We start from the raw sequence: 16,813 nt of genomic DNA on the forward strand, positions 1-16,813 counted from the left end.
GCCATGACGGCAGATGACGGTGGCGCGATGCCCTGAATGTCGTGCCCGATCCGCCACCGGCCGGATGAGCGGTCAGTAGGGCACCGAGCCGCTCAATGCCTCGATCGCCTCCACCAGTTCGTCATAACCCACCGGCTTGTTCAGGTGGCGGTCGAAGCCAGATTGCCGCGACTTGTACTGGTCGGCGCTGGCGCCATAGCCGGTCAGGGCGATGGCTGGCGTGTAGCGCAGGTGGGCATGGCCGCGTAGCGCCTTGATCAGGGCGTGGCCGTCCATGCCCGGCATGCCGATGTCAGAGAGGATGATGTCGTAGCGCTCGCCCCCGGCGGCTTCCAGCGCCGCGCGTGGGTCGCTGTAGGCCTGCACGTCGGCGCTCTCCATTTCCAGCAACTGCTGCATCACCTCCAGCACCTCGATCGAGTCGTCCACCAGTAGCACCCGGATACCGCTCAAGCGGCCCTCGGCCTGCTGCTCGCCGGCCGGGGCACAGGCGGGTTGGTCGGCGTCGCACAACGGCAGGCACACGACGAAGGTGCAGCCCTTGCCGAGCCCCGCCGAGCTGGCCTGGACGCTGCCGCCATGGGCCTGCACCAGCTGGCGCACCAGCGAAAGGCCAATCCCCAGCCCCTCGCGGCTGTGGCCGACCGGTTGCGGGACCCCCTGGTTGAACAGGTCGAAGATGCACTCCAGGCTCTGCTCGCTCAGGCCGATGCCCTGGTCGATCACCTGCAGGCAGGCCTGCTCGCCCTGGCGGCCCAGCACCAGGCGGATGTCGCTGCCAGTGGGGCTGAACTTCAAGGCATTGTTGAGCAGGTTCCAGATGATTTGTTCCAGGCGCGTGCTGTCGCCCTCGATGAACAGCGCCTGGTCATCGGCCGGCATCTCCAGCACCACGTTGCAGGGGTGCTGTTCGCTGACCACCACCGCATGGATGCCCCGCAGGATGGCGCACAGGTCCACCGGCTCGGTCTTGAGCTTGAGCTTGCCGGTGCGGATGCGTGCCACGTCGAGCAGGTCGTCGATGATCCGCGCCTGGCTGGACACCGCGTCGCAGATGGTGCCAACCGCCTTGCTGGCGGCGCTGGTGTGCTTCACCGACGGCAGGCGGCGGAGGATCTCGGCGTTGAGCTGGATCAGGTTCAGCGGGTGCTTGAGCTCATGGGACATGATGGCGAAGAACTCGTCCTTCATGTGGCTGGTGTTCTGCGACTCGGCCAGTTGCTTGCTCTGCTCGTCGTGCAGGCGCTTGTGCCCGGTCAGGTCGCGGGCGATCTTGACGTAGCCGCGCAAGCTGCTGCCCTTGAGCAGGGAGATCTCGCCGCTGCAGTAGAACCGGCTGCCATCCTTGCGCACCTGCCAGCGCTCGTCCTGGCCGCGACCGTTGAGCCGGGCCGCGCGCAGCTCACGCTCCGGCACGCCCTCGCGGCGGTCCTGCTCGGTGAAGATCAATGCGTAGTGGCGGCCGATCACCTCGGCCTTGGCGTAGCCGAAGATCAGCGTCGCGCCGGTGTTCCAGTCGGTGACCAGGCCGTGCTCGTCGAGCAGGATGATGGCGAAGTCATGGGTGCTCTCGGCCACCAGGCGCATGCGTTCCTCGCCCAGGCGCAACCGCTCCTCGGCGGCGCGGCCCTTGCTGATGTCGATGAAGGTCAGCACCGTGCCGTCGATCTTCTGCTCGCTGGAGCGGTAGGGCAGCAGGCGTGCCAGGTACCAGCGCTGGTTCTCGCCGCCCACCTCGCGCTCGATGGTGGTCTCGCCCTGGGCCACGGCGCGGGCGTCGTCGGCCAGCTCCGGGTAGTCCAGGCGGTGGGTGATGTCGAGCAGGGAGCGGCCGGTGTCGACCGGCAGCATGTTGAAGATGTCGGTGGCGCGTGGGGTGAACCAGCGGATGTGCAGGTTGCGGTCGACGAACACCGTGGCGATGGCGGTGGAGGCGATCAGGTTGCTCAGGTAGTCGTTGACCTTGTCGGTTTCCTCGACCTTGTTCTTGAGTTCGTAGTTGACCGTCAGCAGCTCTTCGTTGATCGACTGCAGCTCTTCCTTGCTGGTCTCCAGCTCCTCGCTGGCCGAGCGCAACTCCTCGTTGATGGCTTGCATCTCTTCGTTGGAGGCGGTCAGCTCCTCGCTGGAGATCTCCGACTGCTCGATGGTTTCCTGCAATTGCAGGCGGGTGCGTTGCAGCTCGCGCTCCAGGTTGGCCAGGACCATGCTGTCGGTCTGGCGGATGCCGCTGGCCGGCAGCAGTGATGGGTCTGGCAGGCGCTCCTCGAAGACCACCAGCAGGTACTCGCTGGCACTGGGCTCGTCCTTGTGCGGCTGGACCACCACTTCCACCTGCAGCCTGCGCTCGCCCTCGACCAGCTCCACCGGCCGCGAGGTGACCGCCTGGGAGCCCTGGCGGGCCTGGAACAGCGTGCTGCGCAAGGCCAGGCGCAGGGGTGGCAGGACCAGGTTGAGCAGGTTGCGGCTGGGTTCGCCGCCTACCAGGTGCAGGAAACGGCCGACCCCTTCGCTCATGTGCAGGATGTTGCCGTCGCCGTCGACGATCAGGCTCGGAGGCGTGCGCCGGGCCAGGGCACGGTGGTGCACCTCGGCGTAGGACAGCTTGCGCCCGGGGCGGGCCTTGGTGCGGTTGTCCGGGATCGGTGCCTGCACCTCGGCGCCGGGCAACTCGCGCCCGGAGCGCCGGCTGGCGGGGTTGGTCGCACGGGCCCGGAAGATCCGGTTGCGCTTGTCCACCGGGGTGAACAGCTCGCCGGCCACGTCGGCCGACTCGGACGAACCGAGGAACAGGTAACCGCCAGGGCGCAGGGCGAAATGGAACATCTGCAGGATGTCGTGCTGCACCTCGCGGTCCAGGTAGATCAGCAGGTTGCGGCAGACCACCAGGTCGATCTGCGAGAAGGGCGGGTCGGACAGCAGGTTGTGGCGGGCGAACAGGACCTTCTCGCGGATTTCCTTGCGTACCCGGTAGTGCTGGTCTTCCTTGACGAAGAACTGGCGCAGCCGTGCCGGCGGCACGTCGGTGACGATCGCCTCGGGGTAGCTGCCACTGCGGGCGAAGGTGATGGCGCGTTCGTCCAGGTCGGTGGCGAACACCTGCACTTTGGCCGCGCGCTGCTCCACGGCCAGTTGCTCGCAGACCAGCATGGCCAGGCTGTAGGCCTCTTCGCCGGTGGAGCAGCCAGCCGACCAGACGCGGATCTCGGCCGGGCCGTCGCCGCTTTCGCCGTCGCTGACCAGCTCGGGCAGCACATGGCGCTCCAGCGCCTCGAAGGCTTCGCGGTCGCGGAAGAAGTTGGTCACGCCGATCAGCATGTCGGCCAGCAGCGCCGCGGACTCCTCCGGGTGCTGCTCCAGGTAGCGGTAGTAGGCGGCAAGGTCGGCCTGGCCGGTGACGTGCAAGCGCCGCTCGAGGCGGCGCAGCACGGTGGCGCGCTTGTAGTGCTGGAAGTCGTGGCCGGTATTGGTGCGCAACAGCAGCAGGATCTCCTCCAGCAGCGGCTCGGCCTGACGCGCGTCGCCACGGCGGCTGCCCAGCGCCGGCGGCAGGGTGTCGTCCTCGATTTCCGGCAGCCGGACCTGGCGGGCGTTGTGCCACAGTTCCATGAGCTTCTGTGGCATGTCGGCCACCGGCAGCACCAGGTCGACCATGCCGGTCTCCAGCGCCGCGCGGGGCATGCCATCGTACTGGGCATCGTCCGGCGCCTGCACCAGGGTCACGCCGCCTTGCTCCTTGATCCGCGACAGGCCCACCGCGCCATCGGCACCGGTGCCCGAAAGCACCACGCAGAAGGCGTGGTCCTTGTGCACGTCGGCCAGGTCGCGGAAGAACAGGTCGATGGCCACATGGTCGCCACGTCGGCGGTTGGCCGGGCTGACCCGCAGGTAGCCGTCGTTGGTGGACAGGCGGTTGGCCGGGGAAATCACATAGACATGGTTGCGCTCGATGGGCACCGGCTCGCTGACCTGGCGCACCGGCATGGCGGTGGTTTCCTGGATGATGCGGTCGGCCACGCTCTGGTGGTCGGGAGACAGGTGCAGCACCACGACGAAGGCCATGCCGCAGTCGGCAGGCATCTGCCGGAAGAAGGTGCAGATGGCCTCGAGGCCACCTGCCGAGGCGCCGATGCCAACCACCGGGAAGTCCAGGTGGCTGGGGCTCAGCGCTGGGTTCTGCGGGGCGGCTGGGGACTGCTTGGAGGACGACTTCATGGAACGGAGCCTTGTACAGACCTGAAGGTTCGGCCCTTGGAAGCATCGCCGGGCGTGTGATGCGCGATTATAGGCCGCCCTTCGGCTCAGCGGCGAGCGATCGCCGGTGAACGCGCGCCAAAGCTCTGGTCGATCAGCGCCAGGTGCTCCAGGGCCTCCTCGTAGCGTTCGGCGGCCTTGCGCCGCAGCGACTGGTAGTGGTCGAAGCGACCGGCATCCAGGCCGGGGCGCTCGAGCAGGGCGAAGGCCGCGTGGTCGAGCTGGTAGGCCTGGGCGAACAGGCGCTGGTTCTGCTCCAGGGCGAGCTGGCGGCAGGCCTGGCGGGTGGCGTGGGTCGGTGTCATGACGGTCTTCCTGGTGTTGGGGGAACGGCATCCTGAGGTGTGACAGCGGCTGGGGCGGGGAAGTGCGAAAAAACTGCGGGCAAGCCATTCGGGGCCGCTGCGCGCCCCATCGCCGGCAAGCGTCCCTGCGCCAGACGCTGGCGCACAAGCTTTTGGCCAAGCGGGCGTTTGGCGCCACTCGTCAGCCCTGGGCCATGTCGATTGAGCAGAGGCCGCCAGCGCCGGTTCGGAAGTACTGCATGGCGCAATTCCGTGCCAAGCCAATTCCACTAGCAAGGAGAAACGACATGGCGCGTGACCAAGAGCGATCCGGCCAACGTGGCGGCACCAAGGAAACCAACCCGGGCAATTTCGCCAACGACCGCGAAAAAGCCTCCCGCGCCGGCCACAAAGGCGGCCAGAACTCCGGGGGCAACTTCGCCAATGACCGTGAGCGCGCTTCCGAGGCCGGCCGCAAGGGTGGCCAGCACAGCCACGGCGGCGGCCACAACCGGTGAAGGCCTGCGTTCGCTGAGGCCCGGCGCTGAACCGGCCGGGCAGCGATCCGGGGTGGTGGCCAGGGGCCGCCGCCCCGGATCGATCCATACCCTCCTGGCACAGGGATGCAGGCCGCGGCGAGGGTTTCAGCCCACTCATTCACATTGTTCGACAATCTTTTGAATCTTCACGGAAAACCCCGATCAATCAGGAAGTCATCCATGGAGAAGAGGAGGGCCCCTACGATGCCAACCCCACAGCTGTACATCATCGACTATCGACTGCATGGCGAGCAGCGCAGCTTCATCATTCGCCTGGAACGCATGGACAACGCCGAGGCCTGGCATTGGGCCAGCTGTGATGCCGGGGTCGGGATCATTCCGAAATTCGGGCGGGAGCGGATCAGGAAAGTGAGCCGGCCGATGGCCGAGCGCTACGGGATCACCGAGGTGAGTTGGCGCTTGTCGGGCAGCGGGGCGCAGTTCGTGCCGAAGTCCGGGCCCGGGGTGGCGGCAGCCTTGCCGGGCGATTCGCCGTTGCCAGGGGAGGGGGAAGCTGCGGTCATTGCCTGATCGTCGATTGTCTTGTTTGTCTGTACCAGCCCTATCCTCCCACAGGTACTCCATCGCGTCTGAGGGCAGTGGGAAACCTGTGGAAGCCGGCGCGAAGCGGCCGCAAAACTGGCAGCAAGGCTTGCCCGAGAAGGGGCCACCCCCCGCATAATGGCGGCTGCCTTCTCTAATCCGGTTCAGGGAGAACACATGCTGGCTTCGCTGTTCGCCGTCCTGGCGCCTGTCTTCATCGTCGCCGGCATCGGCTATGCCTGGGCCCGCCGCGGGCTCGACTACCCGACCGAGTTCATCGCCGGGATCGTCATGACGGTCGGCACTCCGTCCCTGGTGCTGTCGACCCTGAGCCGCACCGACCTCGACCCGACGGCTTTCGCCAGCATGGCCCTGGGCTGCGTGCTGTGCATGCTCGGCATGGCCCTGGCCGGCCTGTTGGTCTGCCGTGCGTCGGGCCAGCACTGGCGAGTGCTGCTGCCGGCCTTCATGTTCCCCAACACCGGCAACATGGGGCTGCCGATCAGCCTGTATGCCTTCGGCGAACACGGGCTGGCCCTGGCCGTGGCGTTCTTCCTGACCCTGTCGATCTTCCAGTTCACCGTGGGCCTGGCCATGTCCGGCAGCGCTGCGTCGTTCAAGGCGTTGCTGCGCAACCCGATCGTGATCAGCCTGGTCGGGGCCATGCCGATCATCTTCCTCGACCTGGAGCTGCCGCGCTGGCTGGCCAACACCGTCGACCTGCTGGGCGGCATGACCATCCCGCTGATGCTGCTGACCCTGGGCGTGTCACTGGCCAGCATCCGCCTGCGCCATGTAGGCAACGGCCTGCTGCTCGGCGGGCTGCGCATCGTGCTGGGGGCGGCGGTGGGTTGGGGCGTGGGCGCGGCGCTCGGCCTGGAGCCGCTGGAGCGGGCGGTGCTGGTGGTGCAGTCGTCGATGCCGGTGGCGGTGTTCAACTACCTGCTGGCGGTGCGGGCGAACCGTTCGCCGGAGCAGGTGGCCAACCTGGTGATGTGCTCGACGGTGCTGTCGTTCGCCTGGTTGCCGGCAGTGCTGGCCTGGTGGTTGTAGACGCAGGGCGGGCCCTGCGCCTCGGATGGCTACTTGCCGAACAGCCGCTCGTGCACCCAGCCCTTGTTGGTCAGGACCATGGCACGGGTTTCCTTCAGCGGCGTCTGGGCGCTGGCGACGATCTTGTCCAGGCCCGAGATGCCGGCCTTGACGTTGTCATCGCCGGCCCACGCGGGCAGGTCGGTGACCTTGTAGGCGTAGGTCACGCGGGAGATCTGCTGGCCCATCATCTCGCCCGGCTCGCTGAACCGCTCGATGGCGGTGACCTGGGCCTTGCCGAAGCACAGGCCGCCAGAGGTGGTGCCGTTCATCCTCTGCTGCGCATCGGCCTTGTAGTACTTGCGGCCTTCGTCGGTCAGGTCGTAGGCGTAGTAGATGTCGGTGCGGGCCGGCTGCCACAGGCGCTCGGGCACTTGCGTGCGGGAGATCTCCTTTTCGCTGACCACGCCGACCTGGGCCAGGGCATGCAGCGCCTTGTTGGTGCCGTTGAGGTCGAAGTCGCGGGTCTTGGTCGGGAACGAGGTGATCACGAAGCAGCGGGGGTACTGGGTGTCGAGGTAGGCCTGGGCGGCCTTCTGGAAATTGGCCTCGCTGGCATCCTTGGTATCCGAGCAGCCGGCCAAGGTGGCCAGCAGTGCCAGCGGTACGATCTTCCTGTGCATGGTAAAGCGTCCTTGATTGCGAAGGTAAGGCTCCGGCGTGGCCGGCGGGCAGAATTAGAACCCGCGGGCCAGAGGGTGCGCAATCATGGCAGGACGGCATCTGCGCAATCGGCGGGCCCCATCACTGATGGGGCACATCCCGCGTGCGCAGCTTCTGCGGCAGGGCGAACAGCACCAGGGCGACGGTGACCAGGCAGGTCAGGGCGATCAGGTACAGCGCCGGGGTGGTACTGCCGGTCAGGTCGCGGATGCGCCCCACCAGCACCGGGCTGACGATGCCGCCCAACTGGCCAAGGGTGTTGATCAGGGCGATACCACCGGCAGCCCCGGCGCCAGCGCCGGCCAGCAGTTTCGGCGGCAGCGCCCAGAAGCTCGGGATCGAGGCCACCACGCCAGCCCCGAGCAGGCCCAGGGAGAGGATCAGCAGCGGCGTGTTGTCATCGAACAGCCCGGCGCAGAGGAAACCCAGCGCCCCGAGGGCGCCCAGCCCGGCGGTGAACCAGCGGCGTTCGCCGGTGGCGTCCGACAGCCTGCCGCAGATCACCATGGCAATGGCGCCGCAGATATAGGGCACCGCGGTGAGCAGGCCGATCATCGACGGGTTCTCGGTACCCGCGCTGCGGATCAGCTGTGGTGCCCAGAAGTTCAGGCCATAGGAGGCGATCTGGATCAGGAAGTAGATCAGCCCCAAGGTCAGGAAGCCGGGAATACGGATCGCTTGCAGCAGCGAGCCCTGGCCGTGGGCGGCCTGGGGCGGGTCGATGCGCGAGAGCAGCAGTTGTTTCTCCCGGGCGTCCAGCCAGCCGGCATCCTCGACACGGTCCTTGAGCAGGGTCAGCACCAGCAGGCCGAGGCCGACGCAGGGCAGGCCGCCGAGCAGGAACAGCCAGTGCCAGCCGCGGATCTGCATCACCCCGTCGAGGTGGTCGAGCACGAGCCCCGAGAAGGGGGCGCCGAACAACCCGGCGAAGGCCGAGGCGAGAAACAGCAGCGAGGTGATGCGGCCCCGGTAGTGACGCGGGAACCACAGGGTCAGGTAGTACAGCACGCCCGGCGCGAAGCCGGCTTCCATGGCGCCGATGATGAAGCGCAGGGCATAGAACTGCCACTCGCTGGTGACGAACACCATGGCCGCGGTGGCCAGGCCCCAGGAGATCATGATGCGGGCGATCCAGCGGCGCGCGCCGACCTTGTACAGCATCAGGTTGCTGGGCACCTCGAACAGCACATAGCCGACCACGAACAGGCTGGCGCCCAGGCCGTAGGCGGTATCGCTGAAGCCAAGGTCGGTTTGCAACTGGAACTTGGCGAAGCTGATGTTGATGCGGTCGAAGAAGGCGAACAGGTAGCAGACCATGATCAGCGGCATCAGCCGCCAGGCGACCTTGCGCACCAGGGCTTTTTCGCTGTCGGCGCCATCGCTGGCGCCCAGTTGCAGGGCGGAAAGACTCATCGTTCATTCTCCAGTCGGCCGCACTACAGGCGGCCCTGTTGTTCTTGTTGTCTGGTGGGGGCCGGGGGCCCCCGGATGGCGCGGTGTTTCAGCCGGGCAGGTGCTCCGGCAACGGGTGCAGGTCGCAATTGCGTCCGGCCTTGGCCAGTTGCCCGGGCACCTCGTGGCCGAGCAGCGCCGGCAGGCTGCGTGACAGGCTCAGCAGGCCGTCCAGATCGATGCCGGTGGGGATGCCGGTTTCGGCGCACAGGTTGACCAGGTCCTCGCTGCAGATGTTGCCCGAGGCGCCTGGGGCGAAGGGGCAGCCACCGAGCCCGCCGAGGGCCGCGTCGAAACGCCGGGCCCCGGCTTCGTAGGCGGCCAGTACGTTGCACAGGCCCAGGCCACGGGTGTTATGAAAGTGCAGGGTGAGCATGGCCGCGGGCAGGCGTTCCAGGCTACGCCGCACCAGGCGCGCGACCTGGCGCGGGTTGGCCATGCCGGTGGTATCGGCCAGGGTCACGCCTTGCACGCCCAGTTCGAGGTAGGCATCGAGCAGGCGCAGCACCAGGTCTTCGTCGATATGCCCTTCGAACGGGCAGCCGAAGGCGGTGGCGACCGTGGCATTGAGGCTGACCGAGCGCCCGTGCACCGCCTGGACGATGTCGCCGAAACCGGCCAGGGACTGCTCGCGGCGCATGCGCATGTTCGCCAGGTTGTGCGACTGGCTGGCCGAGAGCACCAGGTTCAGCTCGTCGGCGCCGGCGGCCAGGGCGCGTTCGGCACCCTTGAGGTTGGGCACCAGGGCGACGTAGACCACCCCGGGCTGGCGGCGGATGCCACGGAACACCTCGTCGCCGTCGCGCAGCGCCGGGATCGCCTTGGGCGAGACGAACGAGCCCGCCTCGATACGCGAGAACCCCAGGCCCGAGAGACCGTCAATGAGCTCGATCTTCTCTTCGGTGGGCACCCAGGTCGGTTCGATCTGCAGGCCGTCGCGGGGGGCGACTTCCTGGATCAGCATGAAGTCGGGATTGGCCGGGATCATTGCACCACCCCCTCGGTACGCAGGCGGGCGATGTCGTCCTCGCCCAGGCCGATGCCCGCGAGCAGGGCATCGGTGTGTTCACCCAGCGCCGGGCCTTGCCAGTCGACCCGCCCCGGGGTGGCGGACAGCTTGGGCACGATGCCCGGCATGCGCACCGGGGTACCATCTGGCAGTTGGCTGTCGAGCAGCATGCCGCGCGCCTGGTAGTGCGGGTCGGCGACGATGTCGGCGACCGAGTAGATGCGCCCGGCAGGAACCTCGGCGGCCTCCAGCGCGGCCAGCACCTGCGCGATGGGATGGCGACGGGTCCAGCCCTCGATCGCCTCGTCGAGCAGCGCGGCCTGGGCGGCGCGGCCATCGTTGTGGGCGAACTCGGCGGCCTCGGCCAGGTCCGGACGGCCAATGGTGTGCATCAGGCGGCGGAAGATCGGGTCGCTGTTGCCGGCGATGACCACGAAGGCGCCGTCGGCGGTGCGGTAGGTGTTCGACGGTGCGATGCCGGGCAGGGCACCGCCGCTGCGCTCACGTACATGGCCGAGCAGGTCGTATTCGGGGACCAGGCTCTCCATCAGGTTGAACACGCTTTCCACCAGCGACACATCCACCACCTGGCCTTCGCCACCGTTGGCACGCACGTTGAACAGCGAGAGCAGGGCGCCCATGACGGCGTGCAGCGAGGCCAGCGAATCACCCAGGCTGACGCCGGCGCGGGCCGGGGCCGAGCCCGGTTCGCCGGTGGTGTAGCGGATGCCGCCCATGGCCTCGCCGATGGCGCCGAAGCCCGGGCGGTCGCGGTAGGGACCGCTCTGGCCGTAGCCAGAGATGCGCACCAGGGTCAGCCTGGGGTTCAGCGCGTGCAGCACGTCCCAGCCCAGGCCGAGTTTCTCCAGGGCGCCGGGGCGCAGGTTCTCGATCAGTACATCGGTGTCTTGCAACAGGCGCTTGACGATCTCCAGGCCTTCGGCGGCCTTGAGGTCGAGCGCCAGGGATTTCTTGTTGCGCGACTGCAGGTACCACCAGAGCGAGGTGCCCTGGTGCAGCTTTCGCCACTTGCGAAGGGGATCGCCTTGGCCGAGGGCTTCGATCTTGATTACTTCGGCACCGAACTCACCGAGCAGGCGAGCGGCGAACGGGGCGGCGATCAGTGTGCCTATTTCCAGGACCCTGATACCTTCGAGTGGGGCGGGCATGGTGCGTACCTCTTGTTCTTGGACTATGTGCCAGAGGCTACGGCGACGCGGGCGAGGGCACCAATCCTGTGTCGGCAACTACCGTTCGCCAAATGCGAACGGTCGAGGTGTCCGGTGAGCCTGTCAGCCCATTCTCAACCCCTGTCACCGCGCAAATGCTCGAACAGCAGCCGGCTGACCGGCGACAGCGAGTCGAGGTCGCGCGCCACCAGCAGCAGCTCGCGCTCGGCCCAGTCGTCGCTGAGCGCCACGGCCTGGAGCCCCAGCGCACCGCCGAACAGTTCGAAGGCCTGGCGCGGCAGGATGCCCACGCCCATGTCTGCCTGCACCATGCGGCACACGGCATCGAAGCTCGGCACATGGATACGCAGGCGCAGCACCTTGCCGGCACGGCGCGCCGCCTCATGGGTGCGCATGTTGATGGAACTGGCCGCGTGCAGGCCGACGAAGTCGTTGTCCAGGGCATCGACGAAGGCCACCTGGCCATGCCCTGCCAGCGGGTGCCCGGCGCGCAGCACCAGCACCAGCTGGTCGCGCTTGTAGCGCACCTTGAGCAGCTCGCGGGTGTCGCTGTCGCTGGAGCAGATCCCCAGGTCGGCGACCCCGTCGAGCAGGCCCTGGATCACGCCGTTGCTCGGCCGCTCCTCCAGGTCCACCTTGATCCGCTCGTGGTGCGCGCAGAACAGCGCCAGGTCCTCGGGCAGGAACTGGATGATCGCCGACAGGTTGGCGAGCATGCGCACGTAGCCGCGCACGCCCTGCAGGTGCTCACCCAGCTCCAGGCCGATCTTCTCCAGGTTGAACAGCATGCGCCGGGCATGGTGGAGCAGGGTCTCGCCGGCTGGGGTCAACTGCATGCCACGGGCCTGGCGGACGAACAGTGGCGAGCCCAGGGCCCCCTCGAGCTCGTTCAGGCGCTTGCTCGCCGCCGAGACCGCGATAGCCTCGCGGGTGGCGGCGCGGGTCAGGCTGCCTTCCTCGTGGATGGCCACGAACAGTTGCAGGGTGACCAGGTCGAGGCGGCGGATCAGGTTGTTCAGTTGCATGGGGACAACTCCGGCAGGCAGGGCGTGCGTGCGCGACAGTAAACGCTGGGGCGATGTTTGTCATGGCCTGCGCGTGAGCCGGCAAGGCGCCGTGCGTCATCCATACTGCAGTGATCGGCGGCCTGGAAGCTCTTCGGGGGGGAGGGGCCGCGCTTCTGAGCCAGGGGGCCCATGGACAATCGCTCACCGAGCCGGCAGGACCCGCCGCCACCGTACAAGGCCGCTGCGCCAGCCGGCGGCTGGCAGCGCTGGTTGCCCGGCCTGCGCCTGTTGCGCCACTACCCGCCGGGCTGCCTGCCCCGGGACCTGCTCGCCGGCCTGGTGCTGACGGCCATGCTGGTGCCGGTCGGTATCGCCTACGCACAGGCCGCGGGCGTGCCGGGCATCTACGGCCTGTACGCCACCATCGTCCCCTTGCTCGCCTATGCGCTGTTCGGGCCCAGCCGCATCCTGGTGCTGGGGCCGGACTCGGCGCTGGTGCCCATCATCCTGGCCGTCGTGCTACCCTTGGCCGCCGGCGACCCGATGCGCGCGATCGCCCTGGCCAGTGCCATGGCCCTGGTGTCGGGGCTGATCTGCATCGCTGCCGGCCTGCTGCGGCTGGGGTTCGTCACCGAGCTGTTGTCCAAGCCGATCCGCTACGGCTACATGAACGGCATCGCCCTCACGGTACTGATCAGCCAGACGCCCAAGTTGTTCGGTATCTCCAGCCAGAGCAGCGGCCCGCTGGGCGATACCACGCAACTGCTGCGCGCCTTGCTCGATGGCGCGGCCAACTGGCACGCCTTCGCGTTGGGCGCCGCGACCCTGGCAATCATCCTCGCGTGCAAGCGCTACGAGCGGGTGCCGGGCATTCTCATCGCCGTGCTGCTCGCGACCCTGGCCACTGGTGGACTGGGCCTGGAGGCCAGTCATGGGGTGGCGGTGGTCGGCGCGCTGCCCGAGGGGCTGCCGGGGTTCTCCCTGCCTTCGATCGGCCTGGATGACCTGGCCACCGTGCTGATCGGCGGTGCCGCGGTGGCGCTGGTGTCGTTCGCCGATACCAGCGTGCTGTCGCGGACCTACGCCGCCCGGACCCGCACCCAGGTCGACCCCAACCAGGAAATGCTCGGCCTGGGCCTGGCGAACCTCGCGACCGGGTTGTTCCAGGGCATTCCGGTCAGCAGCAGTTCGTCACGCACGCCGGTGGCCGAGGCGGCAGGGGCGAAGACCCAACTGGCCGGTGTGGTCGGTGCGCTGGGCGTGGCGCTGCTGCTGTTGCTGGCGCCCGACCTGCTGCACCACCTGCCGGAAAGCGCCCTGGCGGCGGTGGTCATCGCGGCGGCGATTGGCTTGTTCGAATTCAAGGACCTGCGGCGCATCTACCGCATTCAGCGCTGGGAGTTCTGGCTGTCGATCACCTGCTTCGTCGGCGTGGCGGTGTTCGGTGCGGTCCCAGGCATTGGCCTGGCGGTGGTCATCGCGGTGATCGAGTTCCTCTGGGATGGCTGGCGCCCGCACTATGCCGTGCTTGGCCGGGTCGCCGGCATTCGCGGCTACCACGACGTGTCGCGCTACCCCCATGCCCGACGGGTGCCGGGGCTGGTGCTGTTTCGCTGGGATGCGCCGTTGTTCTTCGCCAATGCCGAGCTGTTCCAGCGCTGCGTGCTGGACGCCGTCGCCGACGCCGGGGCCGGGGTGCGGCGGGTGGTGGTGGCGGCGGAGCCGGTCACCAGCGTGGACGTGACCTCGGCCGACATGCTCGTCGAGCTGGAGCAATTGCTGCGCAATGCGGGCATCGAGCTGCACCTGGCGGAGGTGAAAGACCCGGTGAAGGACAAGCTGCTGCGCCTGGAGGTGCTCAGCCATATCGGCACCGACATCTTCCACCCAACGGTGGGGGCGGCGGTGGATGACTACCTGGATGACCATGGCGTGGACTGGACGCCCTGAGTATTGGGGGCTGCAAAGCAGCCCCCAATGGCCAGCCGTCACTGCTCCCGCGTATCGATACTGACCACCACCGACATCCCCGGCCGCAGCCGCTGTGCCTCGGGCTGGTCGGGGTCGACGGTGATCCGTACCGGGATCCGCTGGGCGATCTTGACGAAGTTGCCGGTGGCGTTGTCCGCCTGCAACAGGGCGAACTCCGAGCCGGTGGCCGGCGAGATCTGCTGCACGTGGCCGCGCAACCGCAAATGATCGAGGGCATCGACGGTGAAGGTCGCCGGCTGGCCGATGCGCACGTTGGCCATCTGCGTTTCCTTCATGTTGGCGATCACCCACAGGGTATCGGGCACCAGCGCCATCAGTTGCGCGCCCGGGTTGACGTAGGCCCCCAGGCGGGTGCCGATCTGCCCCAGCTGGCCATCGCGCGGGGCCGTCACCCGGGTGTTGTCCAGGTCGATGCGGGCCAGCTCCACGGCGGCCTTGGCATTCTCCACCGCCGCTTCCAGGGCAGCGCGGTTGACGATCACCGTCTCCCGGTCCTGGCGGGCGATCTCCAGCGCCGCCCTGGCCTGGGCCAGGCTGGCGATCGCCGCGGCATGGCTGGCCCGGCTCAGGTCCAGTTCACGCTGGGACACCGAGCCATCGCTGACCAGCGCCTCGTTGCGCCGCAGGTCGGCCTGGGCCTTGGCGGCCTGCGCCGCAGCATCGTCGATGGCCGCCTGGCGCTGGGCGATGGTGGCCAAGGCGCTCTTGCGCTGCTGCAGGTTGTTGGCCAGTGCCGCCTGCTGCTGTTGCAACTGGGCGATGGACTGGGCCAGGCGCTGCGTGTAGATGCGGTCGTCCAGGCGCACCAGCAGGTCGCCAGCCTTGACGAACTGGAAGTCGTGCACCGGCACCTCGACGATATAGCCGCCCAGCTGTGGGCCGATGATCGTCACCTGGCCACGCACCAGGGCGTTCTCGGTACTTTCGATGGCGCTGCTGAACGGCGGCAGGCGCCAGGCATAGAGCACCAGCAGGATGCCGGCCAGGGCCACGCAGGCGAAGCTGACCGACGAGAGGATGCGCACGCGCCGCGAGCGTACCGGGCTGCTCGGCTCGCTGGGTGGCGTGGTGCCTTCCGGGGTCTCGGCGATGGCGGTGGTGGTCGTGGACTGGGTCGGTTGGGTCATCGGGTCGAAGCGCCACTGGTGGTGTCGGGGGAGGGGGCCTGCCGGGTCGCGTACTTGACCCAGCTGCCGCGGATGAGGATCCAGATCATGGTCGCGACGGCAACGGCGCCGATCAGCATGAAGACATCGTTATAGGCGAGGATATTGGCCTCGCGGGTGGCCGCGTTGGCCAGCAGGCGCATGCCGACCTCGTTGCGCAGGGCCGGGTCATGGATGATGCCGGCGTAGCTGGCGCCGCCACCTTGGACCCGCGCCGCGACCAACGGTTCGAGGGCGCTCAGCTGGTCGACCAGGTTGCTGGAGTGGAACTTCTCGCGCACGGTCTGGAAGGTGCCCAGCAGGGCCGAGCCGATCAAGCCGCCGAGGTTGTTGCAGATCCCGAACATCACCGAGAAGCTCACCAGATTGCGCGGGTTGGTGCGCACATGGCTGATGCCCAGGGCCATGGACGGGCCGAGGAAGAAGGTGCTGCCGAAGGCCAGCATGAACTGGCTCAGGTACATCTGCCCGGGGCGCGTCAGGTTGCTCGAGGCACTGTCCATGAAGGCCCCGGTGGCCATCGCCGCCAGCGAGATGAACAGCGGCGTGACCAGGTGCGCGGGGTTGATGGTCAGGGCGCTGGTGACCAGCCCGCAGACCGCGCCCAGCAGCATGATCGCGTACAGGGTGCGCATCTGCTCGCTGCCCATGTTCAACCCCTGCAGGAAGCCCACCGCGCCGGTGGACTGTTCCGAGGTGACCATGCGGATCAGGATCACGCACAGGGCCAGGCGGATCACCGCGGCGCTGCCCAGCCAGCGGGTCATCAGCAAGGGGTTGCGGCGGTTGTGCTCGATGGCCAGCCCCGAGCACACCAGGGCGATGGACGCAGCCAGGGCCACGCCGATCCACGGCGCGTCCAGCCACCAGTCGATGCGTCCCAGCGACAGCACGGCGCAGAGCAGGGCGGTGCCGCTGGCCATCAGCGAGAAGGTCAGGAAGTCCAGCGGTTCGAAGGTCTTGAAGCGGTCGCCCGGCGGCAGCTTGAGCAGCAGCACGCAGCCCAGCGCGGCCAGCGCCAGGCCCAGCTCGAACAGGTACAGGCCGCGCCACTCGGCGATCTGCAGCAAGTCCTCGGAGAACACCCGGGCCAGCGGTACCGCCAGCTGCGAGGCACCCAGGCCCAGCACCATGGCCTTCAGGCGCCACTGCGCGGGGAAGGCCTGGATCATGTAGTACAGGCCCAGCGAGCTCAGCGCCGCCCCGACCATGCCGTGGGCCGCGCGCACGGCGATGGCCGAGTTCAGGTCGTTGACGAACAGGTGGGCGAAGGTCACCAGGGCATAGAGCACCAGGAACACTTCGGTGAAGGCGCGCAGGCCGAACTCCTGGCGGAACTTCACCAGCAGCAGGTTCATCGACACGTTGGTCATCACGAAGGCGGCGGGCAGCCAGGCCATTTCCGCGCTGGTCGCGCCCAGGGCGCCTTGCAGGAACGGCAGGTTGGCGACCACCAGGGCGTTGCCCAAACCACCGGTGATGGCCACCAGCAGGCCGACCACGCCAAAGGCCAGGCGCTTGGCCGGGGCATGCAAAGGGGTCGATGGCGAGCCGGGCAGGCTGGGCTTTTCGTGGGGAAACCACTGGCGTGGCGCGTATTTGTCCATGCGTGATGCGGTGCC

At 68.0% G+C, this 16,813-nt stretch carries 12 protein-coding genes and 1 pseudogene; 4 read left to right on the forward strand and 9 right to left on the reverse strand.

Translation table 11 applies throughout. From position 1 onward, the window contains the following. Positions 1-72: 72 nt before the first annotated feature. Positions 73-4,215, reverse strand: coding sequence for a CheR family methyltransferase (locus NJF35_RS05255; RefSeq protein WP_253090767.1), 4,143 nt, complete (start codon positions 4,213-4,215; stop codon positions 73-75). An 86-nt stretch (positions 4,216-4,301) separates the two neighbouring features. Next, complete coding sequence (locus NJF35_RS05260; RefSeq protein ID WP_225787747.1) at positions 4,302-4,559, reverse strand: hypothetical protein; 258 nt, start codon at positions 4,557-4,559, stop codon at positions 4,302-4,304. A 341-nt stretch (positions 4,560-4,900) separates the two neighbouring features. On the opposite strand from NJF35_RS05260, the pseudogene NJF35_RS05265 reads away from it, so the two are divergent. The 3 genes and pseudogenes from NJF35_RS05265 to NJF35_RS05275 all read left to right on the forward strand — a co-directional run. Further along, a pseudogene (locus tag NJF35_RS05265) lies at positions 4,901-5,056 on the forward strand (general stress protein); the annotation flags it as partial. 225 nt (positions 5,057-5,281) lie between these two features. Next, on the forward strand, positions 5,282-5,608 hold the full coding sequence (locus NJF35_RS05270) for a DUF6555 family protein (protein WP_225787749.1): 327 nt from the start codon (positions 5,282-5,284) through the stop codon (positions 5,606-5,608). A 189-nt stretch (positions 5,609-5,797) separates the two neighbouring features. Then, entirely contained in the window at positions 5,798-6,673 is an 876-nt protein-coding gene (locus NJF35_RS05275; protein ID WP_225787750.1) for an AEC family transporter, read from the forward strand. A gap of 29 nt (positions 6,674-6,702) precedes the next feature. Here the strand turns inward: NJF35_RS05275 and NJF35_RS05280 are convergent, their stop codons facing one another. From NJF35_RS05280 to NJF35_RS05300, 5 genes are all read right to left on the reverse strand, one after another. Beyond that, a complete protein-coding gene (locus tag NJF35_RS05280) occupies positions 6,703-7,335 on the reverse strand; it encodes a hypothetical protein (protein WP_225787751.1) in 633 nt (210 codons plus the stop codon). A 121-nt stretch (positions 7,336-7,456) separates the two neighbouring features. Then, complete coding sequence (locus NJF35_RS05285; protein WP_253080528.1) at positions 7,457-8,788, reverse strand: MFS transporter; 1,332 nt, start codon at positions 8,786-8,788, stop codon at positions 7,457-7,459. A gap of 88 nt (positions 8,789-8,876) precedes the next feature. Continuing rightward, positions 8,877-9,815, reverse strand: a complete 939-nt coding sequence (locus tag NJF35_RS05290; RefSeq protein ID WP_225787753.1) for a hydroxymethylglutaryl-CoA lyase — start codon at positions 9,813-9,815, stop codon at positions 8,877-8,879. Next, the gene (locus NJF35_RS05295; protein WP_225787754.1) at positions 9,812-11,005 is read right to left on the reverse strand and encodes a CaiB/BaiF CoA transferase family protein; all 1,194 of its coding nucleotides are present in this window, start codon (positions 11,003-11,005) and stop codon (positions 9,812-9,814) included. The genes NJF35_RS05290 and NJF35_RS05295 overlap by 4 nt, the downstream gene beginning before the upstream one ends. Positions 11,006-11,139: 134 nt before the next feature. After that, the gene (locus NJF35_RS05300) at positions 11,140-12,051 is read right to left on the reverse strand and encodes a LysR family transcriptional regulator (protein ID WP_225787755.1); all 912 of its coding nucleotides are present in this window, start codon (positions 12,049-12,051) and stop codon (positions 11,140-11,142) included. 171 nt (positions 12,052-12,222) lie between these two features. On the opposite strand from NJF35_RS05300, the gene NJF35_RS05305 reads away from it, so the two are divergent. Continuing rightward, positions 12,223-13,983, forward strand: a complete 1,761-nt coding sequence (locus NJF35_RS05305) for a SulP family inorganic anion transporter (RefSeq protein WP_253080529.1) — start codon at positions 12,223-12,225, stop codon at positions 13,981-13,983. A 38-nt stretch (positions 13,984-14,021) separates the two neighbouring features. On the opposite strand, the gene NJF35_RS05310 is transcribed toward NJF35_RS05305, so the two are convergent. Together NJF35_RS05310 and NJF35_RS05315 are read right to left on the reverse strand one after the other, a co-directional pair. Next, complete coding sequence (locus NJF35_RS05310; protein ID WP_225787757.1) at positions 14,022-15,152, reverse strand: HlyD family secretion protein; 1,131 nt, start codon at positions 15,150-15,152, stop codon at positions 14,022-14,024. Then, positions 15,149-16,798, reverse strand: coding sequence for an MFS transporter (locus NJF35_RS05315; RefSeq protein ID WP_253090768.1), 1,650 nt, complete (start codon positions 16,796-16,798; stop codon positions 15,149-15,151). Before NJF35_RS05315 ends, NJF35_RS05310 begins: the two co-directional genes overlap by 4 nt. Positions 16,799-16,813 lie beyond the last annotated feature (15 nt).

This window comes from Pseudomonas guariconensis (assembly GCF_024127895.1).
Classification (GTDB): Bacteria; Pseudomonadota; Gammaproteobacteria; order Pseudomonadales; family Pseudomonadaceae; genus Aquipseudomonas; species Aquipseudomonas guariconensis_B.